At 45.0% G+C, this 25,122-nt stretch carries 26 protein-coding genes and 2 pseudogenes; 16 read left to right on the forward strand and 12 right to left on the reverse strand.

The genetic code is table 11. From position 1 onward, the window contains the following. Nucleotides 1–588 precede the first annotated feature (588 nt). The 4 genes and pseudogenes from Q5691_RS14935 to Q5691_RS14950 all read right to left on the reverse strand — a co-directional run. Nucleotides 589–1,293, reverse strand: a pseudogene (locus Q5691_RS14935) (ABC transporter ATP-binding protein); the annotation flags it as partial. Between the two features lie 413 nt (nucleotides 1,294–1,706). After that, nucleotides 1,707–3,350: a WD40 domain-containing protein gene (locus tag Q5691_RS14940; RefSeq protein WP_333345410.1), complete on the reverse strand. Its 1,644-nt coding sequence runs from the start codon at nucleotides 3,348–3,350 to the stop codon at nucleotides 1,707–1,709. Nucleotides 3,351–3,511: 161 nt separating this feature from the next. Further along, nucleotides 3,512–3,718, reverse strand: coding sequence for a hypothetical protein (locus Q5691_RS14945; RefSeq protein ID WP_333345412.1), 207 nt, complete (start codon nucleotides 3,716–3,718; stop codon nucleotides 3,512–3,514). Between the two features lie 147 nt (nucleotides 3,719–3,865). Continuing rightward, nucleotides 3,866–4,564, reverse strand: a complete 699-nt coding sequence (locus tag Q5691_RS14950; RefSeq protein ID WP_333345414.1) for a pirin family protein — start codon at nucleotides 4,562–4,564, stop codon at nucleotides 3,866–3,868. Nucleotides 4,565–4,680: 116 nt separating this feature from the next. On the opposite strand from Q5691_RS14950, the gene Q5691_RS14955 reads away from it, so the two are divergent. Then, nucleotides 4,681–5,019, forward strand: a complete 339-nt coding sequence (locus tag Q5691_RS14955) for a helix-turn-helix domain-containing protein (protein ID WP_333094586.1) — start codon at nucleotides 4,681–4,683, stop codon at nucleotides 5,017–5,019. A 70-nt stretch (nucleotides 5,020–5,089) separates the two neighbouring features. Beyond that, nucleotides 5,090–5,488 carry a DUF4112 domain-containing protein gene (locus tag Q5691_RS14960; protein WP_333164425.1) on the forward strand — a complete coding sequence of 133 codons (399 nt, stop codon included), beginning with the start codon at nucleotides 5,090–5,092 and terminating at the stop codon, nucleotides 5,486–5,488. A 169-nt stretch (nucleotides 5,489–5,657) separates the two neighbouring features. Here Q5691_RS14960 and Q5691_RS14965 read toward each other — a convergent pair whose 3' ends face one another. Further along, nucleotides 5,658–6,710 carry a low specificity L-threonine aldolase gene (locus Q5691_RS14965; protein WP_333345417.1) on the reverse strand — a complete coding sequence of 351 codons (1,053 nt, stop codon included), beginning with the start codon at nucleotides 6,708–6,710 and terminating at the stop codon, nucleotides 5,658–5,660. Nucleotides 6,711–6,792: 82 nt separating this feature from the next. Between Q5691_RS14965 and Q5691_RS14970 the strand changes: the two genes are divergently transcribed. The 5 genes from Q5691_RS14970 to Q5691_RS14990 all read left to right on the forward strand — a co-directional run bounded on the left by Q5691_RS14970 (nucleotide 6,793) and on the right by Q5691_RS14990 (nucleotide 11,337). Beyond that, nucleotides 6,793–7,005, forward strand: coding sequence for a DUF2997 domain-containing protein (locus Q5691_RS14970; RefSeq protein WP_006633566.1), 213 nt, complete (start codon nucleotides 6,793–6,795; stop codon nucleotides 7,003–7,005). 11 nt (nucleotides 7,006–7,016) lie between these two features. Next, the gene (locus Q5691_RS14975) at nucleotides 7,017–7,805 is read left to right on the forward strand and encodes an XRE family transcriptional regulator (RefSeq protein WP_333345419.1); all 789 of its coding nucleotides are present in this window, start codon (nucleotides 7,017–7,019) and stop codon (nucleotides 7,803–7,805) included. Between the two features lie 76 nt (nucleotides 7,806–7,881). Next, the gene (locus Q5691_RS14980; RefSeq protein WP_333345421.1) at nucleotides 7,882–9,612 is read left to right on the forward strand and encodes an Hsp70 family protein; all 1,731 of its coding nucleotides are present in this window, start codon (nucleotides 7,882–7,884) and stop codon (nucleotides 9,610–9,612) included. A 109-nt stretch (nucleotides 9,613–9,721) separates the two neighbouring features. Further along, nucleotides 9,722–10,579 (forward strand): bifunctional class I SAM-dependent methyltransferase/HIT family protein, encoded by an 858-nt coding sequence (locus Q5691_RS14985; RefSeq protein ID WP_333309452.1) that lies wholly within the window; start codon nucleotides 9,722–9,724, stop codon nucleotides 10,577–10,579. A 188-nt stretch (nucleotides 10,580–10,767) separates the two neighbouring features. Then, nucleotides 10,768–11,337 carry a hypothetical protein gene (locus Q5691_RS14990; RefSeq protein ID WP_333065915.1) on the forward strand — a complete coding sequence of 190 codons (570 nt, stop codon included), beginning with the start codon at nucleotides 10,768–10,770 and terminating at the stop codon, nucleotides 11,335–11,337. Between the two features lie 91 nt (nucleotides 11,338–11,428). Here Q5691_RS14990 and Q5691_RS14995 read toward each other — a convergent pair whose 3' ends face one another. After that, entirely contained in the window at nucleotides 11,429–11,983 is a 555-nt protein-coding gene (locus Q5691_RS14995; RefSeq protein WP_333345423.1) for a GNAT family N-acetyltransferase, read from the reverse strand. 206 nt (nucleotides 11,984–12,189) lie between these two features. On the opposite strand from Q5691_RS14995, the gene ilvA reads away from it, so the two are divergent. From ilvA to Q5691_RS15010, 3 genes are read left to right on the forward strand one after another with little or no spacing between them, the layout of a single operon-like run. Beyond that, the gene (gene ilvA / locus Q5691_RS15000) at nucleotides 12,190–13,722 is read left to right on the forward strand and encodes a threonine ammonia-lyase, biosynthetic (protein WP_333345450.1); all 1,533 of its coding nucleotides are present in this window, start codon (nucleotides 12,190–12,192) and stop codon (nucleotides 13,720–13,722) included. Between the two features lie 6 nt (nucleotides 13,723–13,728). Beyond that, nucleotides 13,729–14,043, forward strand: coding sequence for a helix-turn-helix transcriptional regulator (locus Q5691_RS15005; protein WP_333345425.1), 315 nt, complete (start codon nucleotides 13,729–13,731; stop codon nucleotides 14,041–14,043). 5 nt (nucleotides 14,044–14,048) lie between these two features. Next, on the forward strand, nucleotides 14,049–14,657 hold the full coding sequence (locus tag Q5691_RS15010) for a Uma2 family endonuclease (protein ID WP_333216945.1): 609 nt from the start codon (nucleotides 14,049–14,051) through the stop codon (nucleotides 14,655–14,657). 7 nt (nucleotides 14,658–14,664) lie between these two features. Here the strand turns inward: Q5691_RS15010 and Q5691_RS27690 are convergent. The 3 genes and pseudogenes from Q5691_RS27690 to Q5691_RS15025 form a co-directional block, all read right to left on the reverse strand. Then, a pseudogene (locus Q5691_RS27690) lies at nucleotides 14,665–14,769 on the reverse strand (Rpn family recombination-promoting nuclease/putative transposase); the annotation flags it as partial. 116 nt (nucleotides 14,770–14,885) lie between these two features. Further along, nucleotides 14,886–15,230, reverse strand: coding sequence for a hypothetical protein (locus Q5691_RS15020; protein WP_333345429.1), 345 nt, complete (start codon nucleotides 15,228–15,230; stop codon nucleotides 14,886–14,888). Nucleotides 15,231–15,389: 159 nt separating this feature from the next. Beyond that, complete coding sequence (locus Q5691_RS15025) at nucleotides 15,390–15,944, reverse strand: hypothetical protein (protein ID WP_333345431.1); 555 nt, start codon at nucleotides 15,942–15,944, stop codon at nucleotides 15,390–15,392. A 163-nt stretch (nucleotides 15,945–16,107) separates the two neighbouring features. Here Q5691_RS15025 and Q5691_RS15030 point away from each other — a divergent pair, with 163 nt between their 5' ends. The 3 genes from Q5691_RS15030 (at nucleotide 16,108) to Q5691_RS15040 (ending at nucleotide 17,396) form a co-directional block, all read left to right on the forward strand. Next, nucleotides 16,108–16,722 (forward strand): hypothetical protein, encoded by a 615-nt coding sequence (locus Q5691_RS15030; RefSeq protein WP_333345433.1) that lies wholly within the window; start codon nucleotides 16,108–16,110, stop codon nucleotides 16,720–16,722. A gap of 116 nt (nucleotides 16,723–16,838) precedes the next feature. Then, on the forward strand, nucleotides 16,839–17,045 hold the full coding sequence (locus Q5691_RS15035; RefSeq protein ID WP_333212691.1) for a hypothetical protein: 207 nt from the start codon (nucleotides 16,839–16,841) through the stop codon (nucleotides 17,043–17,045). 24 nt (nucleotides 17,046–17,069) lie between these two features. Beyond that, a complete protein-coding gene (locus tag Q5691_RS15040) occupies nucleotides 17,070–17,396 on the forward strand; it encodes a type II toxin-antitoxin system PemK/MazF family toxin (RefSeq protein ID WP_333345453.1) in 327 nt (108 codons plus the stop codon). Here Q5691_RS15040 and Q5691_RS15045 read toward each other — a convergent pair. From Q5691_RS15045 to Q5691_RS15055, 3 genes are read right to left on the reverse strand one after another with little or no spacing between them, the layout of a single operon-like run. Beyond that, a complete protein-coding gene (locus Q5691_RS15045) occupies nucleotides 17,384–17,608 on the reverse strand; it encodes a hypothetical protein (protein WP_333345435.1) in 225 nt (74 codons plus the stop codon). The two genes, Q5691_RS15040 and Q5691_RS15045, sit on opposite strands and share 13 nt — an antisense overlap. Then, nucleotides 17,592–18,452 carry a DUF6920 family protein gene (locus Q5691_RS15050; RefSeq protein WP_333345437.1) on the reverse strand — a complete coding sequence of 287 codons (861 nt, stop codon included), beginning with the start codon at nucleotides 18,450–18,452 and terminating at the stop codon, nucleotides 17,592–17,594. The genes Q5691_RS15045 and Q5691_RS15050 overlap by 17 nt, the downstream gene beginning before the upstream one ends. Nucleotides 18,453–18,498: 46 nt before the next feature. Beyond that, nucleotides 18,499–18,873, reverse strand: coding sequence for a DUF1257 domain-containing protein (locus tag Q5691_RS15055; RefSeq protein ID WP_333345439.1), 375 nt, complete (start codon nucleotides 18,871–18,873; stop codon nucleotides 18,499–18,501). 262 nt (nucleotides 18,874–19,135) lie between these two features. Between Q5691_RS15055 and Q5691_RS15060 the strand changes: the two genes are divergently transcribed. The 3 genes from Q5691_RS15060 to Q5691_RS15070 all read left to right on the forward strand — a co-directional run bounded on the left by Q5691_RS15060 (nucleotide 19,136) and on the right by Q5691_RS15070 (nucleotide 25,097). After that, complete coding sequence (locus Q5691_RS15060) at nucleotides 19,136–20,332, forward strand: WD40 repeat domain-containing protein (RefSeq protein WP_333345441.1); 1,197 nt, start codon at nucleotides 19,136–19,138, stop codon at nucleotides 20,330–20,332. 692 nt (nucleotides 20,333–21,024) lie between these two features. Then, complete coding sequence (locus tag Q5691_RS15065) at nucleotides 21,025–23,397, forward strand: PAS domain S-box protein (protein WP_333212702.1); 2,373 nt, start codon at nucleotides 21,025–21,027, stop codon at nucleotides 23,395–23,397. Further along, complete coding sequence (locus Q5691_RS15070) at nucleotides 23,397–25,097, forward strand: EAL domain-containing protein (protein ID WP_333212704.1); 1,701 nt, start codon at nucleotides 23,397–23,399, stop codon at nucleotides 25,095–25,097. The genes Q5691_RS15065 and Q5691_RS15070 overlap by 1 nt, the downstream gene beginning before the upstream one ends. Nucleotides 25,098–25,122: the final 25 nt, after the last annotated feature.

Here is a 25,122-nt window from a genome sequence, read left to right on the forward strand (position 1 = left end):
TGGAACTGGTTCTGATTCTGGTTGAGGATGTTCTCTCAACTCTACGGTTTCTGGAACTGGTTCTGATTCTGGTTGAGGATGTTCTCTCAACTCTACGGTTTCTGGAACTGGTTCTGATTCTGGTTGAGAATCATAAAGCAACTCTTCAGTTTCTGGAACTGGTTCCGATGCTGAATGAGAATCATAGAGAGACTCTTGCCTATCTGAAACTTGGAGATTTTCGACAATCGGTTGCGATTCGGATTGATGAGAATCCGCGATCGAATCTTGAATTTCTGTGGCTTCTTGGAGATTTCGATCGACCTCCGGTTCGCTGTGAACCAGATTTTCTGCCGGTTTCTTTTCAGCCGCTGTCAGCCTTAAAAACACATCTTCCAGAGTAGCGCGAGAGCGACGCATTTCGCAGAGTCCGAATCCAGAGGCGAGGATAGCTGTAGCAATTTCTCGTCCGGGTTCTCTTTCCGGTTCGCACAATGCCCGCAGGCGGTAGCGACCGACTAAAAATTGATTGCTTGGAATCAATTCCACCGATCGAACTCCCCGCAAATTTTCCAAAGAAGGCAACAGCAGACTGTTTACCAAATCGGCCTCGCCTTCAACTTCGACTTCGTAGCCCTCTCCCGCAGCCAACTCTACCATCAAATTTTCGGGACTACCCGCAGCGACGATTTTACCGCGATTGATGATGGTAACGCGGTTGCAAGTCATGCTGACTTCCGGCAGAATGTGCGTGGAAAGAATAATTGTGTGCTGGCCACCAAGGCTTTTGATTAAATTGCGGACTTCGATGATTTGTCGGGGGTCGAGGCCGACGGTTGGTTCGTCTAGGATAATCACTGGGGGGTCGTGGACGATCGCCTGCGCGATACCGACACGCTGGCGAAATCCTTTAGAAAGCTTGCGGATTAAAACTTTGCGTTTATCAACCAGGCCGCAGCGTTCGATCGCGGAGGTAACTCGTCGCGCGCGATCGCCCGCAGGTACTTGCTTAATCCGGGCGACAAAAAACAGAAACCCTTCCACAGTCATTTCTGGATACAGTGGCGGGTTTTCCGGCAGATAGCCGATGCGCTGTCTGACGGCCATCGAGTCTTCGTGAACATCCATGCCGGCGATGCGGGCCGTACCGCTGGATGCCGGCAAATATCCCGACAAAATCCGCATGGTTGTGGTTTTGCCAGCGCCGTTTGGCCCCAAAAACCCGAGAATTTCTCCTGATTCGACCGAGAAGGACACGTCCGCGATCGCTGCGGTCGAACCGTAAGTTTTGCTTAAGTGTTCTACTTCAATCATTTGTCAGAAGTCACGCGATTTTAGGTTTTAGGTTTTAGATTTACTTTACCAACCACAGGCGGGACGCCTGTTCCACGAAGGGGAGAGTCCCGCCCGATCGGCGGGTCGATCGAAATTTATGGCGAAATTTTTAATTTGATTTTGTCTTCCAGTGTAGTCTGGCAAGAACCAAATCTATCATAAGGGTCGATCGGACTTTGAAGCAAAATGGTAGGTAGTAGGGTGCCAAGCGCGGAAATGAGTAGCCGATGTACATCGAATCGCTACCAACTGACGCACCCTACCAGTAGAGTCCGTGCCTGACCGAACCCTCAACTAGCTGCCTTCGCTACAGACGCGGGGCTGTTTCTAGGTTTAGTAGCGCTTACGCGCCCCTCCGCGTAACGCGCCTTCGCGGTTCGTTCAAAAAAATCTCAACTCTTTTTCCAAATCTTAATTTCCCCCAACCAACCCGCACTAACAATAGTCTTACCATCGCTGCTAATAGCCACAGCACTAACATAGCCAGAATGCCCGCTCAAATTACCTCTCAATTCGCCCGATCGCACATCCCAAAGTCTCACACTCTTATCCCAACTCCCAGTAACCAGCGTAGTGCCATCCCGACTGAAAGCCACCGACCAAACTCCGTCAGTATGCCCGCTTAAACGCCGAATTAACTGCCCGTTTGTGGCATTCCACAAACCGATTGTACCGTTGCTATTTCCCGCAGCTAAACTCTTGCCGTCGGGAGTAAAAGCTAGCGACAAAACAGCCAAGTTTTTGCCGCTAATGGTGCGAATTTCTTGACCCGTAGCTAAATTCCAGAACTTAATAGAACCGTCTTTGCTGCCGCTAGCTAAAGTTTTGCTATCTGGACTGATGGCAACTGCATTCACCAACCCAGAATTCCCGGTCAAAGTCCGCAGCAATTCCCCCGTTTTCGGGTTCCATATCTTAATCGTTTTGTCCCAACTGCCGCTGGCTACAAATTGACCATCAGGACTAACGGCAACGCTCGAAACTGCATTGGAATGGCCGCTTAAAGTGCGTACAACCGCGCCAGTTTCTAAATTCCAAATTTTCACAGTTTTGTCGTCGCTGCCGCTAGCTAATACCTTGCCATCCGCACTCGCGGCCAGTGCGTTTACGGCTTCCGTGTGTCCTTGCAGGGTAGTTTTTAATTGCCCGCTGGGGAAATTCCAAACTGAGATAGTGCCGTTGCTATTTCCTGTAGTAAAATAAGCTGAAGCTAGGGCAAGGGAACTGACAACTTCGGAAGGCCCTTTGAGGGTATTTGTGGCAGCAAAGGCGATCGCACTTGCGGGCGTGCGGGGCGCATTATTCGCAGGAGTTTTCGGGTTTCCGGCAGTAGGAGATTGGGGAACTACTGGCAACGAAATAGTCGATCGCCATTTCATGAAAGTATTAATTTCTATTCCCGCCGCCACGATTTTATCGGAATTTTCCTCTAACCTAACAATGCCGTTAATTGCGACAACTCGCCCCGCGTCATCGAGTACCGGCCCGCCACTCATGCCGGCTCTCACTAAGTTATTGTATACCAAAGTATAACCGTTCCAGGGAGTTTGGCGGCCGGTAAGCTGACCTTCCGTAGCGATGAAAATCGGCTGTCTCAGAGAACCGCCGGATCTCGGCCAGCCGGCCACATAAGCCTTGTTTCCCTTAGTTGCTGCGGAATTAGCTAATTGAGCCAGGGGGTAGCTTTGAGTGCTGCTGAAAGGTACGATCGCCAAATCCGCACCGGGCATTCGCCGCACGAGGCTGTATGATACAGAGTGAGCTTGGCCGTCAGGAGTTACAACCTCGTAATCGCCGGCTTTATCGACAACGTGCCAGTTTGTGAGAATATAGTATGTGCTGCCTTGTTTCTCTAAAATTACTCCCGAACCGCCTTTTGGCCCCTGGATGCGAACAGTAATTTGTTGGGCAACGGTTTTAACTTTGTCGGCGGTTAATGCGAGGGCGATTTGAGGTGATGTCAGTGGAATAAGGGCGATCGAACTCAGGGCGATCGTAACACTCAAAATAGCCGGAATTGTTCTGCTGTAATTCATTATTGTGTAAATTTAACATACCCACATATCAACTGACGGATAACTTTTCCGGTTTGTGGCATATTGATGGTTGACAACGCCAAAACGCCTGCGCGATCGAACTTTCGACATTCGCACAAGCCTAAAAATATTTGACACAGCCCTCTGGCTAGCAGAAAAATTTAGAATCGGGAACCGCACCTAGCCTCAACAATCGCAACTGGCTGATCTCTATTTTTTTCTCGGCAAATCAGAATTTGAGCCAAACGCTGCTCGGAATAATACCCATTAGCCATCCAGCCGATGGGTGCGCCCGCGATCGCGCCGACTGCTAAACCAGTGAGGAGGCTCCCAATAAGATGCTTTCTGGCGATCGGGTTTTCTTGCATAAAAATTTATCCTAAACACTTAACCTTAGCAAAAATACCACAAATAAAATTTACTGTCTTCCTCCTATTTACTTATTTCCTAAGTAGTAACCCACCCTAAGTAAGGTGCCCCATGTACACCTTACTTAGTATGTAGGATGCCCAATTTTATGCTAAATCAAACAGCAAAAATTCCGCATCTTCCGCCGCTTCAATCACCACCTCAGCCTCCCCGCTAACCGCCGCAGCGTCGCCATTTTTTAAAGGCAAACCGTTGAGCAAAACCGAACCGCGAGCCACTTGCACCCAAGCATGGCGATTCGGCTGCAAAGCATGAGAAACCCGCGAGTCTTTATCCAAAACAGCCGCATACAAATCTACATCTTGATGCACTTTCACAGCACCATCTCTCGCATCTCGTGCCGCCACTAAGCGCAGTTTTCCGTGCCTTTCTGCTAGGGGAAACTCCCGCTGTTCGTAACTCGGCTGCAAGCCTTTTGTATCGGGTAACAGCCAGATTTGCAACAAATGAACGGGGTCTGTTTGTGAGTTATTGAACTCGCTGTGCTGGATACCAGTACCTGCACTCATCCGCTGCACTTCACCGGGTTTAATCACTGCACCAGTACCCAAACTGTCCTTGTGTTCTAATGCTCCTTCTAATACATAAGTAATGATTTCCATGTCACTGTGCCCGTGCGTTCCGAAACCTCTGCCGGGGCTAACGAAATCCTCATTAATTACCCGCAAAGAGCGAAAGTTCATATAATTTGGATCGTAATAGCCGGCAAAAGAAAATGTATGGTAACTGTCTAGCCAACCATGATTAGCGTGTCCTCTTGCTTCACTTTTTCTAACGGTAATCATCTTCTGAATCCTCAGTGAAATTTATCTGGTATTTCTTTGATGTTTTTATTTTAAACCTAGTTAAGCTATTATGGGTAGTACGCACTTAAAAGTGCGGTACTTACCAAAAATATACTATGCAAGTCACAGAAGCAAAGGTCGATCGAGCAAATTGCCCTGTAGAACGAACTCTAGAGGTGATTGGCGGGCGCTGGAAAGTCTTGATTCTGCGGGAGTTGTTTCCAGGAGTGAAGCGCTTTAACGAGCTGCAACGAGCTGTCAACGGCATTACTCAGAAGATGCTGACGCAGCAACTGCGGGAAATGGAATCAGACGGGATTGTGCACCGGGAAATTTACCTGCAAGTGCCGCCAAAAGTTGAATATTCGCTAACGCCTTTGGGCGAAAGTCTCAAACCGATTATTAATGCCATGCACGAATGGGGAATTCAGCATATTAGCGAAGATGGAAAATGAGCGGTTTCTAGATGGTTTTTTCCGTCTTCCGACAGATTTCAAACTTTCAACCTAGTTCAACAATAATAATATGAACAACATAGAGCGTCTCGCCACCCTCAACCGTATCCGCAAACTCAGCCGCCTGATGGATACCGCCATTGGCATCCCCGGCACTAAATTTCGCATTGGTTTAGACCCCATTATCGGTTTAGTTCCCGGTGCTGGGGATATCGTAGATACCGCGTTTTCCGCCTACCTAATTTATTTAGCAACTCGATTCAACATTCCCCAAAAAACTCTAGGGAAAATGGTTTATAACATCGGTCTAGAAGCCGTGGTGGGTTCAGTACCGTTAGTCGGAGATATCTTCGATGCTTTTTATAAATCAAACATGAGAAATCTGGCACTTTTAGAAGCACATCTCGCAGAAGTTGAACCCGAACTAGCCGCAGTTGCCGAACCTGTTCCTCAATCTATTAAATTGTAGGTACGGGTTTCACAAACAATAATTCTAAATAACCAGCAACCTCTCAAGCCCGCCCCCATCAAACGAAAAATCAGAATGTAGATTTTCCGCATTCGAGCCAAATTTAATGTTGATGTGGGTTATCTGTTATGGTGGCGGGTTTATCTAGATTGTTGGTACTCGTCAGATATTATTCGTCCAACACGCCCTTACGAAATAATCGCTGATGTCGTTTAACCGCTTCGACAAAAGCAATAACATCCGCTTCCAAACTATTAAAAGCCGTTACCAGTCTAACAGTACATTCATCCCACCGATAAAACAGAAAGCCCTCAGATAAAACCGCTGTAATTACCGATTCGGGAAGTTGAATAAAAATCTCGTTGGCTTCAACTCGATGGCAAAACTTCGCTCCCTCAACTCCCGCCAAACCTGCGGCTAATTTGGCGGCCATATTATTTGCATGAGCCGCATTCTTCAGCCACAAATCATCCGTTATATACGCTTCCAACTGCGCCGACAAAAACCGCATTTTAGAGAAAAGATGCCCGCTGCGCTTGCGGTAAAAAGGGAAAGTCTTTGCTAATTCTTGATTAAAAAAAACCACAGCTTCCGCAGCCATCGCGCCGTTTTTTGTCGCTCCAAACGATAGAATATCTACACCAGCCCGCCAAGTGACATCCGCCGGAGAACAGCCAAGACTAGCGACAGCATTGGCAAAGCGAGCTCCATCCATGTGTAGGTGCAAATTGTGAGCGCGAACTACTTCCGAAATGTGGGAAATTTCTGCTGGATTGTAGACTGTGCCGGCTTCCGTTGCTTGAGTGATGCTGACGGCTGCGGGCTGTACGTGGTGGACGACACCTGCACCAGCGCGATCGAGTATTTTTCCTAAAGTCTCTGCCTCTATTTTACCATGATTTCCTGTTAGTGTCACTAACTTTGCACCGCCTGTAAAAAACTCCGGCGCGCCGCATTCATCTAGATTAATATGAGATGCCGCGTGACAGTAAACAGCCCCGTAAGGAGGAGTCATAACCGCAAGGGCTAGCGCATTAGCAGCAGAACCTGTTGCTACCGGAAAAACAGTCACCGATGTCTCGAACAAATCAGAAAATTTAACTTGCAAACGCTGTGTATATTCATCATCTCCGTAAGACATCACAGCACCGGAATTAGCCGCTGCAATCGCAGCCATAATTTCCGGCGAAACCCCGGTTGCATTGTCGCTACAAAAATTCATTAGAATAATTGGTAAATAGAATCTATAATATAACTCAACACTCAGCAGTCAACACTCAAGCATTAAACCAAGAGGAAGAATTATGGCAGAATACCGCCAAATAGAATACCGCATCGGCAAAGACGGCAAAATTACCGAAACCGTCCTCAACGCCACCGGTTCTAGTTGTACCGAAACCACCGCCGGAATTGAAAAAGCTCTCGGAAAAGTAGAATCTCAAGACTTGCTGCCCGAATATTACCAAGGCGAAGAAAATTTGGTCGTTGAACAAACGCAGACTTTAAAACAAGTTTAGAAAAATTAACAATGTTCTATCTCCTCGGTGCAACAGTTGATGTAACAACCGTGCCTGCCTTCAGTTTCGCGCTGGCTATGGGGGGCATTTTTCTAATTTTAATCTACCTTTATGCTGCATCTGAGGCGGGAGATGCGATCGAGTTTAAGTACGATACAATTCTGCGGGAACGCATGAATCAGCTAGACATTCTCGATTGGCAAGACTTAGGCGAAAAAGCAGGCTTAAGTCGCTTTGCGGTGCGCTTAGTGCGGCAGGGAGACGTGGGAAAACTCACGCTAGACCAACTGAGGCGGCTGGCAACAGTGCTGAATTTGAATTTTCAAGAGTTCGATCGCACTTTGAGCGCGCTGCCAATGTCGGCTACAATCACAACTAATCCCAGCGAAATAGAAGAATTGAGGCAGCAGTGTTTCCGGTTGCGAGCAGAATTGCAGCAGCAAAAAGCTCAACTAACTGCCGATTTTCGCCGCGCTACCTTTGAACAGTTGCAAACTTTGTTAACCAACTATCCCGCCGCCCGCAAAATGGCAGAAGCCAAGCCGGATATGCCCGCCAAAAATCTCTCAGCTTTGTTTACTCCCTTAGACAATCTCTTGTCAAGTTGGGATTTTGAAATAATTGGTTCTGCGTGGGAACAAACTGCTTACAATCCGCAGTTGCACCAGCCGGATGTTGAGGATATAACCGAAGGAGAATTAGTTTATATTCGGTTTGTCGGCTATCGAGAGGGAGAGCGAATTCTTACTCCTGCTAAAGTTAGTCGCACCCTTCCAGCGGGAATGAAAAATAAAATCTAAAATCTAAAATCTAAAATCACCATGACTACACTTGCCAATAAAATCTAAAATCTAAAATCTAAAATCTAAAATCACCATGACTACAGTTGCCATTGACTTCGGCACCAGCAATACGGTTGTCTGCATTCTTAACCCGGATACGCAAACACCAGAAACTTTGAGATTAGGCGAGATGTCCCGCATTTTTAAAACGAAGAATTTGAGCGGAGATGTTCGAGAAATATCTGTAGTGCCGACTTTAGTCTTTGTGAAGAATGCCGGAGAGTTGGTGTTGGGAGAAAAAGTGCGATCGCAGCGTTTGGGACAATCCCAGCCAGACCGTTTTTTCAAAGCTTTTAAACGCAATTTAGCTGCAGATTTTCAGCCGCCGCCTCGCAACTTAGACGGCGAAACCTACACACCAGAATCAGTAGCCGAACAGTTTATTAAAAGTATTTGGAAACAAATATATTTACAAAATATACAGGCAGAAAAAGTAATTTTTACAGTTCCCGTTGGAGCATTTGAGCGATATCTAGATTGGTTTCGCGACTTAGGAGAAAGTTTGGGAGTTGCGGAAGTTCAGGTAATAGATGAATCCACAGCCGCCGCCCTGGGATATGCAGTACAACGCCCCGGTTCTCTAGTTTTAGTAGTTGATTTTGGCGGCGGAACTTTAGATTTAAGTTTAGTTCGCACTGCTCTAACCCCCCCCTTACCCCCCCTTAGTAAGGGGGGGAGAAATCTCGCTTCCCCCCTTAGCCAGGGGGAGAGAAATCTCGCTTCCCCCCTTAGCAACGCGGGGACAAATCTCGCTTCCCCCCTTAGCAACGCGGGGACAAATCTTGCTCCCCCCCTTGCTAAGGGGGGGCTGGGGGGGGTGCGTGCCGAAGTGTTGGCAAAATCCGATGCTTATGTCGGCGGCGAAGATATTGACATCTGGATTGTCGAAGATTATTTGCGGCAAATTGGTTCGTCACGCGCAGAAGTCGGCCCAGTGGGCTGGCAAAACTTATTAGAAATAGCGGAAAAATTAAAAATTCAACTTTCTCAAGTTAATGAGGCGAAGGAAAGCTGGTTTGACGATGAAAATTTTATGTCTTACGACTTGCAACTAAACCGAGACAAGCTTGAGGAAATTCTGGAATCTAGGCAGTTGTTAGAACAGTTGCGGGAAAGTTTAGATGAAGTGCTGAGTATTGCACTGGGAAAAGGTATCGGAAAAGCAGATATCGAACAGGTTTTGCTGGTAGGAGGAACTTCTCTAATTCCGGCTGTATCTAATTTAGTTGTTTCGTATTTTGGGCGACAAAAAGTCAAAGCTGACAAGCCTTTTGAAGCGGTGGCACACGGTGCTTTAGCCTTGACACAATTAGCGAGTGTTGACGATTATTTGCGCCACAGCTATGCAATTCGCCTTTGGGAACCTTATGCTAAAGCTTATGCTTATTCACCGATATTTAGCAAGGAAATGAAGTATCCCTGTCAAAGTTCCGAAGAGTTGACGCTGCAAGTGGCAATTGAAGGGCAAAGGGAAATTCGGTTAGATATTGGGGAAGTGGCGGAGGTATCGCAAGCGGAGGTTACTTTTAACGAAAAAGGGCAAATGACGAGCAGTTGGCTCAACAAACAGACGGATTTTCGCTCTTTGGACAGCCACCATCAGCAGGTTTGCGTAGCGCATTTGAATCCGCCTGGGGTATTGGGAATTGACAGGATTTCGGTGAGTTTTGAGGTGGATGAGAGGCGGGTTTTGTTGGCGACGGTGCGGGATTTGGTGACTGGTAAGGTGTTGGTGGAAAAAGGGGCGATCGCCAAACTGCAATAATGGTAAAATTTTTAGATAACATTCGGATATTGGCATAGATACTACACAAACTCTCGTCCGAATGGTGCGCGGACGGAAGAATATTTATTTAAATCAAATTTAGGCGGCTATGAAAAAGCAACAAAATAAATTCAGCCACTTGACGGCTATTGAAAGAATTTATCTGTCATTTCCAGCAAGATTTTTATTAGATAAAAACTTGCTGCAAGGGAAAGTCTTAGATTTTGGGTGCGGCTTGGGCAGCGATGTTAGATTGTTGCAGCAAAAAGGCTTCGATATTACGGGTTATGACCCTTATTATTTCCCGGAATTCCCCGAAGATAAATTCGACACTATCATTTGCTTTTATGTTTTGAATGTTTTGTTCCCTGAAGAACAAGCTAATGTCCTGATGGAAGTGTCGCACCTGTTGAAACCGGGAGGGAATGCGTATTTTGCGGTGAGAAGGGATATCAAAAAAGAAGGCTTTCGAGAACATTATGTCCACAAAAAACCTACATATCAGTGCATTGTCAAGCTTCCATTTAAGCCCGTTCACCTAGATGAGTCTTGCGAAATTTACAAATACGTGCATTACAACCATCAAAGAAATTCTACTAATAACTGCATATTTTGCAATCCGTATAAAAACCTAATTTTGCTAACTGAATCAGCAACAGCTTATGCGATGTTTGATGGTTATCCCGCCAGCAAAGGTCATGTTTTAATTATCCCCAAGCGTCACGTTGCCAATTATTTTGAACTACCGTTTCGAGAGCAATCTGCTTGCTGGTTTATGGCTAATAAGGTGCAAGAAATTTTAAGTAAAGAATTTCAGCCTGACGGGTTTAATGTGGGAATAAATATTAATAAACAGGCTGGTCAAAGTCGCAGTCACGCGGCTATTCATGTTATCCCCCGTTACAATGGCGATGCGGCTGGGAATAAAGGGGGAATTAGGTATGTGATTCCCAAGAGTGAAAAATAAAAGTTAGCAAATTGTGAAAGGAATTATTTTTTACCGCAGAGGCGCAGAGAACACAGAGGAATAGAGAAGAGAGGAATTCATAATTTTTGTAAGGATTGTTATATTTGAGCAAACGGCGAGCAAAATAGAGTTAAAATGTGTTTGCAAGGTCTAAAACTACACATTAGCAGCAATTTGGTGTTCTGTTTATGTCTAAGCGCAAAAAGCAAGAATGGCTCAAGGAAACTCTAGAACTCAAAGAAGACCACAATTGGAAGTCAAAGCCTGGAACTCGAATTTTTGTAGCAGGAAGAGGTGCAGTCCGCTTTGATGTCCCGGAAGATTGGCATTTTGAACCGGATACTAATTCGTTCCGGTTTACGGATAAAAAGCCGCCGGATGATGATTGTCGTTTGGAGGTTTCGTTTAATTTGCTACCGCCTGGTAACTGGGCAGATTTTCCGCTGGTGCCGCTATTACAGAAGGTGGTTGAAGATGATACGCGAAATCCGATCGCTCCTGGGGACATTATCCAATTGAAGCGGCAAACTGCCCGCATTGTTTGGACTGAATTTAAGTTTATCGACCCTCCAGAACAGCGGGAAGCTTATTCGCGAATCTGTATTGGATTGGGTTCTAATGTTCAGTGTTTGATTACTTTTGATTACTGGGTTGACGATGCAGAGCGTTTGACTCCTGTCTGGGATACGGTGATGGATTCGTTAGTTCTGGGTTTGTTTATTAGCGACCCTCGAACGGGGTTCGCACGTCCCGACTAGACCGATTTTCTGGGAAACTTTCAACCACTAATTTTGCTAAGTGTTGGATTGGCAAACCACCAGTCAGTAAATTTAGAACCTACATTAAACTTTACAACCGCTTTGCCATGAAAATATCAGGCTTGCCAATTCCGTTGGCGTCGGGCATCACTCCCACGATCGCAAAACCCATTTTTTGATAAAATTCGTAGGGATGACCGCGCAAGTTTCTAATTTGGGCGACGTGTTCCCAAACGTTAGGATAAAGATCGATGCCTGAAAGAGTTGTTTGATTGTCTTCGTCGTCGGTGCCCACCCACAGCACGATCCCTCCCCGGTTTTTAGCTTCTGCTGCTAAATCAGCTACGAGCGATCGACCAATTCCTTGTCCGCGAAATTCTGTTCTCACTACCAGCGGGTGCAGTTCCCAAACATTACCGTCATACTGTTTAATCCCACCAATCCATCCCAAAACTTGATTGCTGTCGCCGACAGCAATTCGACTGATGCGATCGGCTGCCAAAGATTCTTGCACTTCTTGCAAAGCAGATTTTAGATCGGGCCAAGCATCTGGCCAATGCTCTTTAAAACCTTCAAGTATTAATCGAGCTACCTGTTGAATTTTTGGCTCGTCAACCGCACGCAAATCTGTAATTTGTACGTTCATGAATTTACATACTAAATCAAGGATTACGGACTAATACGCTCACAAACCGGATTTTCTAACCGGGGTAAACGGCAAAAACTAAATATTATTAATAGTCTTCAGGCTCCTTATGTTCCCAAAGGGAAAAGTTATTATTGGAAAGTTGCGATCGCCAATTACCCGCAAAATACTAACACAAGTGCCGTACAATTATCCCACCATCCGGCATCAACCAACCTGCTAACCCCATGCTTTGCGATTACCTGGTACAAATCCTCACCGCCCGCGTCTACGATGTTGCTCAAGAAACAGCCCTAGAAGTAGCCCCGAATCTATCAGCACGACTCAACAATAAACTTTTGCTGAAGCGAGAGGATATGCAGTCGGTGTTTTCATTCAAACTGCGGGGTGCGTACAACAAAATGGCGCAACTGTCGCCGGATTTGCTAGCACAAGGTGTCATTGCAGCTTCCGCCGGCAACCACGCCCAAGGAGTCGCCCTCGCCGCCCGCCACCTGGGAACTCGCGCGATCATAGTCATGCCCGTAACGACGCCGCAGGTGAAGGTAAATGCGGTGATAGCCCGTGGTGGAGAGGTAGTCTTGCATGGGGATGCTTACGATGATGCTTACGCCTTTGCGCGTCAATTAGAGGCGGAAAAAGGTATGACTTTTATTCACCCTTTTGATGACCCCTACGTAATTGCTGGACAGGGTACGATCGGCATGGAAATTCTGCGGCAACATCAAAAACCAATTCACGCGATTTTTGTGGCAATTGGCGGCGGCGGATTGATTTCGGGAATTGCTGCCTATGTCAAGCGGTTGCGACCGGAAATTAAGATTATTGGCGTCGAACCCATCGATTCCGATGCAATGAATCAATCGCTGAAAGCGGGTAAACGGGTGCGTTTGTCGCAGGTGGGTTTATTTGCTGACGGCGTTGCGGTGCGGGAAGTTGGGGAGGAAACTTTTCGGCTGTGTCAGGAGTATGTGGATGAGATTATTTTGGTGGATACGGATGATGTTTGCGCGGCGATTAAGGATGTTTTTGAAGATACGCGATCGATCTTAGAACCTGCTGGCGCTTTGGCGATCGCAGGTGCGAAAGCTTACGTCGAACGCGAACAAATCGCAGGAGAAACATTAATTGCTGTTGCTTGTGGCGCGAACATGAATTTCGATCGGCTGCGTTTTGTAGCAGAAAGAGCCGAGTTTGGTGAACGCCGCGAAGCCATTTTTGCAGTCACAATTCCCGAACAAGCTGGCAGTCTCCGCAAGTTTTGCGAGTGTCTGGGCAAACGGAATTTAACTGAATTTAGCTATCGAATTGCGGATGAGAAAGAGGCACATATTTTTATCGGTGTACAAATTCAAAACCGTGCGGATGCGGTTAAAATAGCCGCCAGTTTTGAAGATTGTGGCTTCAAGACTTTGGATTTAACTGATGATGAATTAACGAAATTGCACGTACGGCATATGGTGGGCGGGCGTTCGATGCTGGCGGATCATGAATTGTTTTATCGCTTTGAATTTCCCGAACGTCCCGGTGCGTTGATGAAGTTTGTCGGTTCGATGAGTCCCAACTGGAATATCAGCGTTTTTCACTATCGAAATAATGGCGCAGATTACGGGCGAATTGTGGTGGGAATTCAAGTGCCGCCGGATGAGATGAAGGAGTGGCAGGCTTTTTTGGATACGCTGGGCTATCAGTATGGGGATGAGAGTCAGAATCCGGCTTATAAGTTGTTTTTGAGGTAGGGTTTTTTGGGAAAGGGCGATCGCACGATTCCCAAACTTCAGGGGTGCATGAGAAAAGCTGGTCGAGTTCTGAGAGATGTGCTGAACACCTATGGCATTAGCCAAAACAAATTGGCGATCGCAATGGGTGTGCGAAGTTCTGTTGTCTATCGTTGGTTTAATGAGTTGATAGATCCAACGGTCAACACGCTTGTGAAGATGGTTGTGGCGTTAAAGTTGCTCGATATAGATGCAGCGCGGGAGTTTGTGCGGCGCTATTTGGGTGAGATTTTGGAGGATGAGGGTGAGGGTGAGGTCGATCGATCTACAAACACAGAATAGAGTTAATGATAAAATTATGGCAGAGTGGTAATGACACCGAATTCAAAGCGATGACAGCAGCACTTCCCATTTCTCTCACTCTCGAAGCTTTCCTCAAACTACCGGAAACTCAACCTGCGAGTGAATTTATTAACGGACGCATTCACCAAAAGATTATGCCTCAAGGCAAACATTCTCGTTTGCAACTCAAGTTTTGCAACGCTGTTAATCTAGTTGGGGAAACAGAACGAATTGCTCTTGCTTTTCCAGAATTGCGCTGTACTTTTGGCGGGCGTTCTATTGTACCTGATGCTACAGTATTTGCTTGGGATAGAATCACTTTTGAAGCGGATGGCGAAGTTCCGAATTCCTTTGAAATTCATCCCGACTGGACAGTAGAAATTTTATCCCCAGACCAGAAAGCAACTAAGGTGATTAGTAATATTTTACACTGTTTGAAATACGGGACTCAGCTCGGATGGTTAATCGATCCAGAGGAACGGTTTATTTTAGCATTTATTCCCGGACGAGAACCAGTTGAGTTAACGGGACAAGATCGGTTGCCCGTGCCAAGTTTTTTAACATTAGATTTGACTGTGGAGCAGGTTTTTGGGTGGCTGAAAGCAGGTGGATAACTTGGCTCTAATTTCGAGCATCTCGCAAATTCCGCACATCCTCAATAGTGAGTCCGGTTGTTTGACTGATAGTTGCATCATCCAGGCGATCGAGCAATTGCCGCGCGATCGCATTTTAGTAGCGCTCGCGCGGCGGTATGATATTCCTTACGTTGAAACGATTTGGTAGTTGCGGGCGATCGCACTTGGGTTTTCTGGTTAGGGCGATCGCACTTCCCACACCACAATCTATTCTGGTTTTATCCAACCTTTAACGATCGCCTTCCCGACATTGACATAGGGATTGTCTAAAAACTCTTCGATCGCAGATTCAGTGCCAGCTTGCAATGCACCAACCGCACGACGTTTGAGACTGGGGGTAGTTTCATCGTTAACGTGAGCAATCTTTTCAGCCTCAGTAGCAGTAGGATTAGTTTCCTCTAACTGTTTGAGCAGTTTTTGAATTTCTTTTGCTGCATCAGCAAGAGTTTGTTTCTGTTCTGATTGTTGTTGCACAAAACTGTTGTTGTCTGACCTAGCATTGTCTCCCATAGCCCCAACCTGACCATGATTATCATAGGAAGTTTGTGACATTGATTTACTCTCCAATATAGGTTTATACTTTACATTTCCATCGACGTTTCCTTGAACCAAGTTGCCCTTAAAACTACTGTTATTCATTTCTACAGATTTTGGTTCCATAGCTGATAGCATCCTCTAATTACTGATTTTGATTTTTCGTCTGATTTTCAGTTAATCATCAGAACCGAACAAAGCATTTCCACCGACATTCCCCTGTATTAAGTTACCTTTGACCTCACTATTCTTGATAGATATCTCATAATGTACATTGTTTTTTTCGTTTTCAATAAAGTCATATATCCCTATGATTACTTCTTTAAGCTTTTTTTTATCGTTTGTAACAAATAGCGTTTTGTCACCTGAATTTAGAGTCAGTAAAAAGCCGTAATTTTTTGGTCTTATGATATTCCTAACCGTACCGAAAAGTGAGAAAAAAAATAAAGCAGGGGATAGTATAATTGGTATTATGTGATTGCCATTCCCTATACCGATTATTATTGAAGCAACAAAGCAAATACCAATAATTCCCCAAGGAATCCCTGGAATTTCGACCTCTCCTTCACTAAAACTTGTAATATTGTGAGTCTGATAAACATTATACGAAAAACGAACAGTTCTTTTAGTTACCGTAATAAGAGCTTTATTTTTCTCTAAAGTAATTTTTTGATTACTTCCAAATGAGTTTGGTGATCCCATTAATGCCATTAATAGCTTTGGTATTGTCATTGATTATACCTAGAGAATAATTGATGGTTTAGACTATGTATCAGCACCCTTTTTAGCACTAAAGCGCAAACCTAACCTAAAAGTTAATGTCCTTGATTATTGCTGCTAAAACTTTATTCTTTATACGATATGCCAATCCGGGAAGAATGAAAATTGGAAAAAGTTGGATCTTCCGAAAATTGGGGCGCGAGGCAAAAAAGTTACAAAAAGTTGGGGAAAGTTGGTAAAAGTTGGGTATAGTTACTACAGCCATCTCATCATCCCACCTATGGACATTCCTCAGACAGTGCAATTTGTCGATCGAGCTGTCTGCACCAAGACAGGCAAACATCTAAATGACTTGCAGCGCAGAATTATCGCGGGAATACTGAAAAATCAAAAGTATGCTGACGTTTCAGAAACTTATGGTTATAGCGCCCAGCACGTTAAAAAAGTCAGTCACGAGCTTTTGCAAATGTTATCTGAGGTGTTTGGCGAACAAGTTAAGAAAAGTAATCTTGAATCTGTTTTAGAACGGCAAATAAATTTTAATATAACTTTTGGTAATGAAAACAAAATCAATAAAAATCTTATTGGTATAGGCTACATCAACAATTGCTCTGATAGCTCTACTCCCACCCCAGATAAAAATCAGTCTACACCTGACTTGCATGGCAATAATCAAGCTAATATTGGAAAAATTGGTAAATTACGGCAGTTTGGCTTGAGCGACGAGCAAATTGCAGAGGTGCTAGAACTACCTTTGGATGCGGTTAAGCAGGTGAATTTGGAAGAGTAAGTTTGCGCTATTGGCGAATTTTACTCAATACGTCCGATCGCACTTAGTTTCTTTGTTATAATCATCGAAGGTTGCCCGATCGCAGTAAAATAAAATATCGCCACATATTTTAAGCTATGAACACAAAACTCATTGAATCCTTAGTACAAATCATCCAGACACTCTCAGAAGAGGAGCAATTGCTAATCAAAGCAAAACTATTTAATAACATCCCCTATCCTTCTACTGTGGAAATAACCCAGTTAGCCCAAAGCGGAGGAGTATTTCAATTCCTGCACGACGAACCTGATATTTACACCCTTGAAGATGGAGAGCCAATTTAGTGAAGCTAACTAAAAAAAGGAGATATTGTTTTAGCTGAATTTCCCTTTACAGATTTGAGTCAGAAAAAGTTACGTCCGGCTTTAGTGCTGTGGGCAAGTTCAACCATAGATGAAATTACGCTCTGCTTCATTTCTTCGCAAAATGTCACTAGCCTAAGTTTAGATGAATTTGCTTTAAATGCTTCAGATCCCGAATTTTCCAGCACGGGATTAAAAGTATCTTCTAAAGTTAGAGTGACTCGGATTGTCAGTCTTGAACAGAGATTAATACTGAGACGATTGGGCGAGTTAGGAAGTCAGCAAATGCAGGAATTGAATGCAACTATCATACAAGCATTTCAATTAGTATAGCCTTGTTTACTCTCGCGTACTTGCCGGAAACGATCGCAAATCTCTGCAATAAAGGTTTCGCCGTCAATCGGGGGAGTATGTTCGGACATGGCAACAGCAGCATCTATCTTAACTCGTACAGAATCTATCCGCTGGCGATCGGCGCGATCGTACTCATCTAACAATCGCAAAGCAACTTCACAACAAAAACTAGAATCATCGTGCAAACTCATAGGCAATATTCATGATGCGGCCGCGCCAGTAGGGCAATAGCGAGCCATCAGGCAGTTGCCACGCCACCTCACCGGAGAGCGGAATCCGCATACCGTCTCGCAATTCGTAGTCCCAGAAACGGCCTTGCCAGGGCGCAAACATCAGCCCGCCGTTAACTGTACGGGCGCGGGCATCGGCGTGGATACTGGCGATTAGCCCTGCTTCATCAAAGCGGAAATCCAGGGAAACAGCGGTGTCGCCATCCTGTAGCGTTGCTCTGGCCGAAGAATTGTCGATCGCCTCCCAGCGAACACCTTGACTCGGCAGCAGTCTCGTTGGATACCAAGCAGCCTCCGCGAAAAAGCGCATCAGTTCCCCTTGTGCAGCTTCTGGAGTGCCGCGGATATCCGCCAGAGTCACCAGGCCAAGCAGCGCTGCATGGAGGATGCCTTCGCCAGAAATGTAGGCATCATGAACAAACGCATTGATACCGGGCATCATGGCAATTCGCCCGTCCCAATCAAAGCCAGGGCGCTGAGTAACTACCAGTTGAGTTGAGGTGAAGGCGCTCCATTTTTCTGCGGTTTCGCTCATGTTAAACGTGCCTTCGTGGGAAACCCGCGCTGTTGCAATTAGCGGTTGTCCATCCTTGAGCACCGCGCCAAAGTAGCGCTGCACTGGCTGGGGTAAATCGGCGATTTCCCGCGCATCAAATGTCAGAGGTTTAATCGGCAAGCGCCCAGATTCCAGATTTGCTCGCAGTTCCTTGGTACCGAGATGCCAGCGGTATGCTCCAAGGGCGATCGCGCCTACAATGCCAACTACAAGCGCGAGGATAATTAGTACGATCGCCGATCGCCACATGGTGATTCCTCTTGATAGGTAAAAACGAGTTAATCAAGGGCGAGTCTTAAACCCATCTACCCACTACAACTCTCAGCGTTCCATCTGCCAAAGTTTCCTCTTCTTCAACATGAAAACCCTCTGACTGCACCGCCGCCATCAAACTTTTGCGCGCGTATTTTTGACTAATTGAATTGACAAATTCCTGCTGATTAATTCGAGCGCCCCAAAAATCCGCCACCAATTCGTAATCCTCTTCGCTGCGGCGAAAACCCAAATCGTAACCATTGGATTGCCGAATCACGTACTCGGCATTAGTTTTGTCACCGCGATAACCCCGTACCTGCACATTGCACTCTACTTGATAACCCAACTCTTCCAACACTTGATGTAGCAGTTCGCCGTTCTTGATCTGAACCTTGATCGTTGTGAAGTGTGACATATCACTTTCGGATTTGTGTGTGAAACGCTGATTTGATTATAATACTATAAAGTGCAACAGTCAATAAGTTATAAGTTGCGAGCTTAAACGAGGTTTTAGCGTCACCGAAAGCAGCCCGGTTACAAGACCCCGGCTTCATATGTGCAGAAAATTACCACAGAGTATCCGATAACAATTGCCCCGATTTATCCGTGCGTGAGTTCGCTTTTTTTACTAATCCAATTCTTCAATCCAAAATCTAAAATCTAAAATCTAAAATCGTATGATGCCCGACAATTCTAACCAACCCAGAGAATATGATGCCGTCCTCGGCGGCCAAAGTCAAATCCCGATCGCCGGTGCAGTTTTGGGAGGCATCGCCGGGGTCAAGCAGCGCTTCAACAGTCCTAGTATCGAGGCTCGGATTGCCGCTGTTAAAGATGCTCCTAAATACGGAGGCGCTGGTTTAAATTTAGCAATTGAGGCGCTGCTTGACCCCGCACCAGAAGTGCAGCGAGTTGCTTATTTAATTTTGCGATCGAGGACAGAACCTCTAGTGCGTCAAGCTTTAAAAGACTTCGTGCCTTACAAGCTTTTTGACTGCATCCGCAGTGTCAAAACTGGGACAAATGTTGCGATTAGTCCCGGAGGCGATCGCACGGCGAGTTTGCACGGGAAAATAATTAGAATTTGCGATGTTGATACAGGAGAAATACTCTATACTGTTGACAAGTATCCCCGCGCTCAAGAAACTTTTGTACTTTGCAAAGAAAGCGAAGTTTTTGTGAGGAGCAGAAATACTCCGAAACACCGTGCGATCGAAATTTGGCAGGGAGGAGAATTGCAGCATACTTCCCTCGGACATGAAGCGGAAATTAGCGCAATTGCCGTCAGTCCCGACAGTCAAGTTATCGCCAGCGGTTCGGCAGATACTACTATCAAAATTTGGAATTTAGAAACGGGAAAGTTAATCTGTACTTTTGGCAATCTTTTAACTTGGGGAGCTCATAAAGCAGGAATTGTTAGTATTGCTTTTAGCCCGATCGCACAAACTCTCGCTAGCAGCAGTTCTGACGGTACAATTAAACTGTGGAACCTCCGCAGCAGAGAATGCTTCCAAACAATTAAGGGTTATGCGAATTGTCTGGCTTTGGGTCCAGACGGGCAGACTTTGGCTACTGGCGGCTGGGACAGAAACATTCAACTGCGCCAGCTATCGAATCCAGATAGTCCAATCACATTGGCAGGGCATTTTAACTCGATAAATGCGATCGCCTTTAGCCCAGACGGACTCACTGTTGTCAGTGCTAGCGCGGATGGTAATATCAAATTTTGGAATGCCAGTAGCGGCGACAACTTTTACACTCTCAGCGGACATCAAAGCTCTGTTACTTGTCTTACTTTTAGCACGGATGGTGAAACTATTATCAGTGGTAGTATAGACAAAACTGTCAAAATTTGGGGAGTTATACCATTTTAGATTGTAGATTTTAGATTTTAGATTGAAGAATAGGGAATGACTGCTCGGCTATAGGTTTGGAGCTTGCCTAAAGTTGCAATTTAATTGAGGGCTATTAATTGAATTTTCGCGAATACCCGACTAAAACAATATTATTCCGATGCAAACCCAAAGGATATTATTCTTATATTTTTTATCACTCAACCCGATCTTTTTTCGTATAAACCCGGTTTCGCAAGGCAAGCCTGCGTCCAGGACTATTCTCATAAAACTCGCTCGGACGGACTTCCTAACTACAAACACCTGTTATGACTGGTAATTGACCGGACATGATATCAAGAGTGCGTCCTGGACTGTTTAATATTTCAATTTTCCCGATTCCCTCTTCCTCGGTGCGTGAATCTACGCAAACAAATATAATAAATTTACAATCCCAGTTCTTGTGCAAGCCGAAGATTGCGAAAATTCTTTTTTCACTAATACAAATTGTTACCGTAAAAATACCGAGTGGCAGGCATTATTCAGCTTATTATCAATTTGTGAACCGTCGCCATAAATCCTAAGTTAGCCGCAATTTCTGAATCCTTTAAAGTAGCTTTAATATATCGCATCTTGGTCGGATGAGTATTCCTGCTAATTGTAATATTTGACTTAAAAAGTTTATGCTTAAAAGATAGGCTAGGGTTAAATATACAGTGCGCCCTAGAGTAACCATGTCACACTGCAACCAATCCATCTGTCGTTCCCGCAATTTCGCAGAAATGTGCGATACTGCTGCCAGTTGGCAGCAAAAAGCCGATCGACTAACGGTAGAACTAAACACCACCCAGGATCTGCTTCACGCAGAAATCGATCGGCTTAAACAAGCCAACGAAACCCTTCACACCGCTGTCAGTTGTGCCCCAATTTTCCTGTGGGCAACAGACAGAGAAGGCAAGTTAACCCTTGCAGCAGGGAAAGAATTAGAAAATTTGGGACTCAAACCAGGTGCAACTGTCGGGCGATCGATTTTTGAAGTTTACAGCAGCCAACCAGATATCTTAGAAAATATTGCCGAGGTACTAGCAGGAAACGATCGTACTTGGAACATCCGAGAGAGGCATTTTATTCACGAAATTCGATCGGCAGCCCTGCGAGATGGAAACGGCGAAGTTGTCGGCGCAGTTGGTGTTTCTACTGAAATTACCGAGCGCGAGCACTCCATCGCTACTCTGGAAACGGCAAATCAAGAATTAGAAGAGAGACTTCAGCAGCAGACGGCAGTCTTCAATGCAGCACTTGCCGAAAGCGAAAAAAAGTACCGCAACCTCGTAGAAACCTCCCAAGAATTGATTTGGTCGATCGATATTGAAGGCCTCTTGACTTTTGTCAATTCCGCCGCCAAACGCATCTACGGTTACGAACCGCCAGAAATGATCGGACGCCGCTTCACCGATTTTTTAGTTTCCGATCAAGAAAGTAGACCAAGAGAAATATTTGCCCAACTTTTAGCGAGAACCAAACTTCAGCCACAAACAGCTAATTCTCCTTACGAAACAGTACACATTCGCAAAGACGGTACTCCCGTCCACCTGCGCGTCAACAGCATCGTCAACCAAGCTGAAAACGGCGCTATTTTAGGCTTGTGCGGAACGGCAACAGATATTAGCGATCACAAGCGATCGGAAGAAGCACTCCAAGAAGCTACAGACCAACTTCGCGCCGTTTTGGATGCCGTACCCGGACTGATTTCTTGGATCAGTTCAGATTTGCGGTATATCGGAGTCAACCAGCACCTAGCAACCTCATTCAACCTGTCTCCTGAAAGCTTTGTCGGTCAAGAAATCAACTTTCTCGACAAAGGCTCGACTTTCGGAGAACTGATCAGAAAATTTTTTGCCAGTTCATCTCAGCAAACCTGTCAAGAAATAGACATTGAAATTAACGGTTTCGTCCGAAACTATTTGATAGTCGCTCAGAAATATCATCAGGGAACCGCAGCAGTTTCCGTAGGAATAGACATTACCGACCGCAAGCGTGCGGAAGCTATCAAAAACCAATTGATCTGCTCGTTGCAAGAATCAGAACACAAATTTCGCAGCCTTTATGAAGCCACCAGCGACGCAGTAATGTTGCTTGACGAAAAGGAGTTTTTTGACTGCAACCTCGCTACTTTAAAAATATTTGGCTGTAGCAGCACAAAACAATTTTACGGCAAAAAACTGAGCGACTTTTCCCCACAATTTCAGCCTAGTGGACAAGACTCATCCAGTCTAGCAATACAGAGAATATCGACAGCAATGCAAACAGGTAGCTGTCGCTTTGACTGGGTACACAAACGAATCGACGGTTCAGAATTTCCCGCTGAAGTGCTGTTAAATGCAATGGAAATTAACGGACGAAAAGTAATTCAAGGAGTAGTACGGGATATTACAGATCGCAAGCGCGACGAAGATGGCATCAAAGCATCCCTCGCAGAAAAAGAAGTTCTCCTCAAAGAAATTCACCACCGTGTCAAAAACAACCTCCAAGTTATTTCCAGTTTGCTCAAACTTCAGTCACGCTACATCCAAGACAGCCACGTTAGTGAAATGTTAAAAGAAAGTCAAAACCGAGTCAGATCAATGGCCCTGGTTCACGAACAATTGTATCAATCCAAAGACTTGTCAAACATTGACTTTGCTGAATACATCCAAAATCTCGCCTACAATTTATTCCAAGCTTATGAAATTCATGCAGAAGGCGTTAAGTTGCAAACAAATATTGCGCCGTCTTCTCTTAATATTGATACGGCAGTTCCTTGCGGGTTAATTATCAACGAGCTTGTGACAAATGCCATTAAATATGCCTTTAAAGGACAAGTTAAAGGTAAAATTAACATAGATTTCACTTTAGATAATAACAGAGTTTGCGTGCTAACTGTGAGCGACAGCGGAATTGGTTTCCCTCAAGACTTAGATTATCGCAAAGCCCGAACTTTGGGTTTGCGACTGGTCGGGTCTTTAGTCAAGCAAATCCGGGGGAGAATAGAACTGTTAGAAACTCCTGGCACGACTTTTAGAATAACCTTTTCTCAACCCAATTTGCACTCTGAGGAGAAAAAATAGTGTCCAACAAAAAAATTCTGATCGTTGAAGACGAGAGCATCATTGCGGAAGACATTTCCGACAGTTTGATATCTCTAGGATATAGAATAACTGGCATGGTTTATTCTGGAGAAGAAGCGATTGAATCGGCAGCCAACTTGCGCCCGGATTTAGTTTTAATGGATGTCAACCTGCAAGGAGAAATCGACGGCATTACAGCAGCCGAAGAAATTCGCTTGCGCTTTCAAATTCCGGTAGTTTATCTGACAGCTTATGCCGATGAAACTACTTTGCGACGAGTCAATAGTACAAAACCGTTCGGATATATTGTCAAGCCATTTGAAGAAAAAAACTTGCACACAACTATTCAACTGGCACTCTACCGACATCAGTATGACAGCTTGACAAACCTGCCGAACCGTTCATTTTTGCGAGAAAAGTTAAGTCGAGAATTAGATGGTCAAAAAGAATTGTCAGGAGTCGTTCCAGTTGTCACGCTTAGCTTAGATAAAATCAACCGCATTAACAGTACCTGGGGACACGATATCGGGGACTCGGTGCTTTGCAGCATCGCCCAGCGGCTAACTAACTGCATGGAAAATATTAATATTGTTGCTCGTTTGGAAGCAGCCGAATTCGCGCTGATTCTCAAACCAGTTGCAGAAAAACAGGATGTGGCTAAGATTGCTCAAAGCATTTTAGATATTGTATCCCAAGGTATGATTGTCAAAGATTACGAAGTTTCTGTCACTGCTAGTATGGGGATCTGCTTGTATCCCGGTGACGGCACCGACGGAGATGAAATGCTGAAAAATGCTTATATAGCAATGTATCAATCTCAGCAGAAAGGCGGCAATACTTATCATTTTTATACGGCAAAAAATGCTAATTTGTTTATCAATACACTTCTTCAAGAAACTTCACTGCGCCAGGCTTTAAAAAGCTCAGAATTTGAAGTATACTATCAGCCGCAAATAGAAATCAAAACAGGTAAAATTATTGGTGCTGAAGCTTTGGTGCGCTGGAATCATCCAGAACGGGGGCGAGTTTCTCCGGGGGAATTTATTCCGATGGCTGAAGAAATTGGCTTGATTGCGCCGTTGGGTGAATGGGTATTAGAGACTGCTTGCAGGCAAACTAAAACATGGCAAAGAGCAGGTTTGCCGCCCCTGCGAGTGGCAGTTAACGTGTCAGCCCGTCAATTCGAGCGCAAAAATTTCACGGAAAGAGTCAGGGAGATATTAACAGAAACTGGTCTTGATCCCAAGTGTTTGGAATTAGAATTGACGGAAAGTCTGGTTTTGCAAGACGAAATTGCAGCAGCTAAAGCTTTTACGATGTGGAAAGATCAGGGTATTAGGATAGCAATTGATGATTTTGGGACTGGATATTCTTCTTTGAGTTATCCGAAACGCTTTCCGTTTGATGCGATAAAAATAGACAAGAGTTTTATTCGCAACATTGCAGACGATCGCCAAAATGCAGCGATAACAATAGCGATTATTCAAATGGCACACTGCATGAACATGACGGTGGTGGCTGAGGGGGTAGAAAATGAGCAGGAACTTGATTTTTTGTGCGAGTACGAATGTGACGAAATTCAAGGCTATCTTTTCAGTCATGCTTTGCCAAGCGCTGAGTTTGAAGCGCTGCTGAAAAGCGATAAGTGCTGGAATTTAGATCAATTCCGGTTGCAATCCTCCGGAATTGTTGAGTGTTGAGTGTTGACAACTGACAACTGACAAC

Origin of the sequence: Microcoleus sp. w1-18aA5 (genome assembly GCF_036701705.1) — a bacterium.
In the GTDB taxonomy this organism is placed as follows: Bacteria; Cyanobacteriota; Cyanobacteriia; order Cyanobacteriales; family Microcoleaceae; genus Microcoleus.

Excerpts from the sequence above, each read along its gene's own strand:
- Q5691_RS15020 (WP_333345429.1), bottom strand. The coding sequence starts at position 15,230 with ATGTCACAAACTTCCTATGATAATCATGGTCAGGTTGGGGCTATGGGA.
- Q5691_RS15055 (WP_333345439.1), bottom strand. The coding sequence starts at position 18,873 with ATGTCACACTTCACAACGATCAAGGTTCAGATCAAGAACGGCGAACTG.
- Q5691_RS14990 (WP_333065915.1), top strand. The coding sequence starts at position 10,768 with ATGTCTAAGCGCAAAAAGCAAGAATGGCTCAAGGAAACTCTAGAACTC.
- Q5691_RS14950 (WP_333345414.1), bottom strand. The coding sequence starts at position 4,564 with ATGATTACCGTTAGAAAAAGTGAAGCAAGAGGACACGCTAATCATGGT.
- Q5691_RS15010 (WP_333216945.1), top strand. The coding sequence starts at position 14,049 with ATGATAAAATTATGGCAGAGTGGTAATGACACCGAATTCAAAGCGATG.
- Q5691_RS14975 (WP_333345419.1), top strand. The coding sequence starts at position 7,017 with ATGTTCTATCTCCTCGGTGCAACAGTTGATGTAACAACCGTGCCTGCC.
- Q5691_RS15045 (WP_333345435.1), bottom strand. The coding sequence starts at position 17,608 with ATGAGTTTGCACGATGATTCTAGTTTTTGTTGTGAAGTTGCTTTGCGA.
- Q5691_RS15025 (WP_333345431.1), bottom strand. The coding sequence starts at position 15,944 with ATGACAATACCAAAGCTATTAATGGCATTAATGGGATCACCAAACTCA.
- Q5691_RS15060 (WP_333345441.1), top strand. The coding sequence starts at position 19,136 with ATGATGCCCGACAATTCTAACCAACCCAGAGAATATGATGCCGTCCTC.
- Q5691_RS14955 (WP_333094586.1), top strand. The coding sequence starts at position 4,681 with ATGCAAGTCACAGAAGCAAAGGTCGATCGAGCAAATTGCCCTGTAGAA.
- Q5691_RS14985 (WP_333309452.1), top strand. The coding sequence starts at position 9,722 with ATGAAAAAGCAACAAAATAAATTCAGCCACTTGACGGCTATTGAAAGA.
- Q5691_RS14970 (WP_006633566.1), top strand. The coding sequence starts at position 6,793 with ATGGCAGAATACCGCCAAATAGAATACCGCATCGGCAAAGACGGCAAA.
- Q5691_RS14945 (WP_333345412.1), bottom strand. The coding sequence starts at position 3,718 with ATGCAAGAAAACCCGATCGCCAGAAAGCATCTTATTGGGAGCCTCCTC.
- Q5691_RS15065 (WP_333212702.1), top strand. The coding sequence starts at position 21,025 with ATGTCACACTGCAACCAATCCATCTGTCGTTCCCGCAATTTCGCAGAA.
- Q5691_RS14995 (WP_333345423.1), bottom strand. The coding sequence starts at position 11,983 with ATGAACGTACAAATTACAGATTTGCGTGCGGTTGACGAGCCAAAAATT.
- Q5691_RS14980 (WP_333345421.1), top strand. The coding sequence starts at position 7,882 with ATGACTACAGTTGCCATTGACTTCGGCACCAGCAATACGGTTGTCTGC.
- Q5691_RS14960 (WP_333164425.1), top strand. The coding sequence starts at position 5,090 with ATGAACAACATAGAGCGTCTCGCCACCCTCAACCGTATCCGCAAACTC.
- Q5691_RS15050 (WP_333345437.1), bottom strand. The coding sequence starts at position 18,452 with ATGTGGCGATCGGCGATCGTACTAATTATCCTCGCGCTTGTAGTTGGC.
- Q5691_RS14965 (WP_333345417.1), bottom strand. The coding sequence starts at position 6,710 with ATGAATTTTTGTAGCGACAATGCAACCGGGGTTTCGCCGGAAATTATG.
- Q5691_RS15035 (WP_333212691.1), top strand. The coding sequence starts at position 16,839 with ATGAACACAAAACTCATTGAATCCTTAGTACAAATCATCCAGACACTC.
- Q5691_RS14940 (WP_333345410.1), bottom strand. The coding sequence starts at position 3,350 with ATGAATTACAGCAGAACAATTCCGGCTATTTTGAGTGTTACGATCGCC.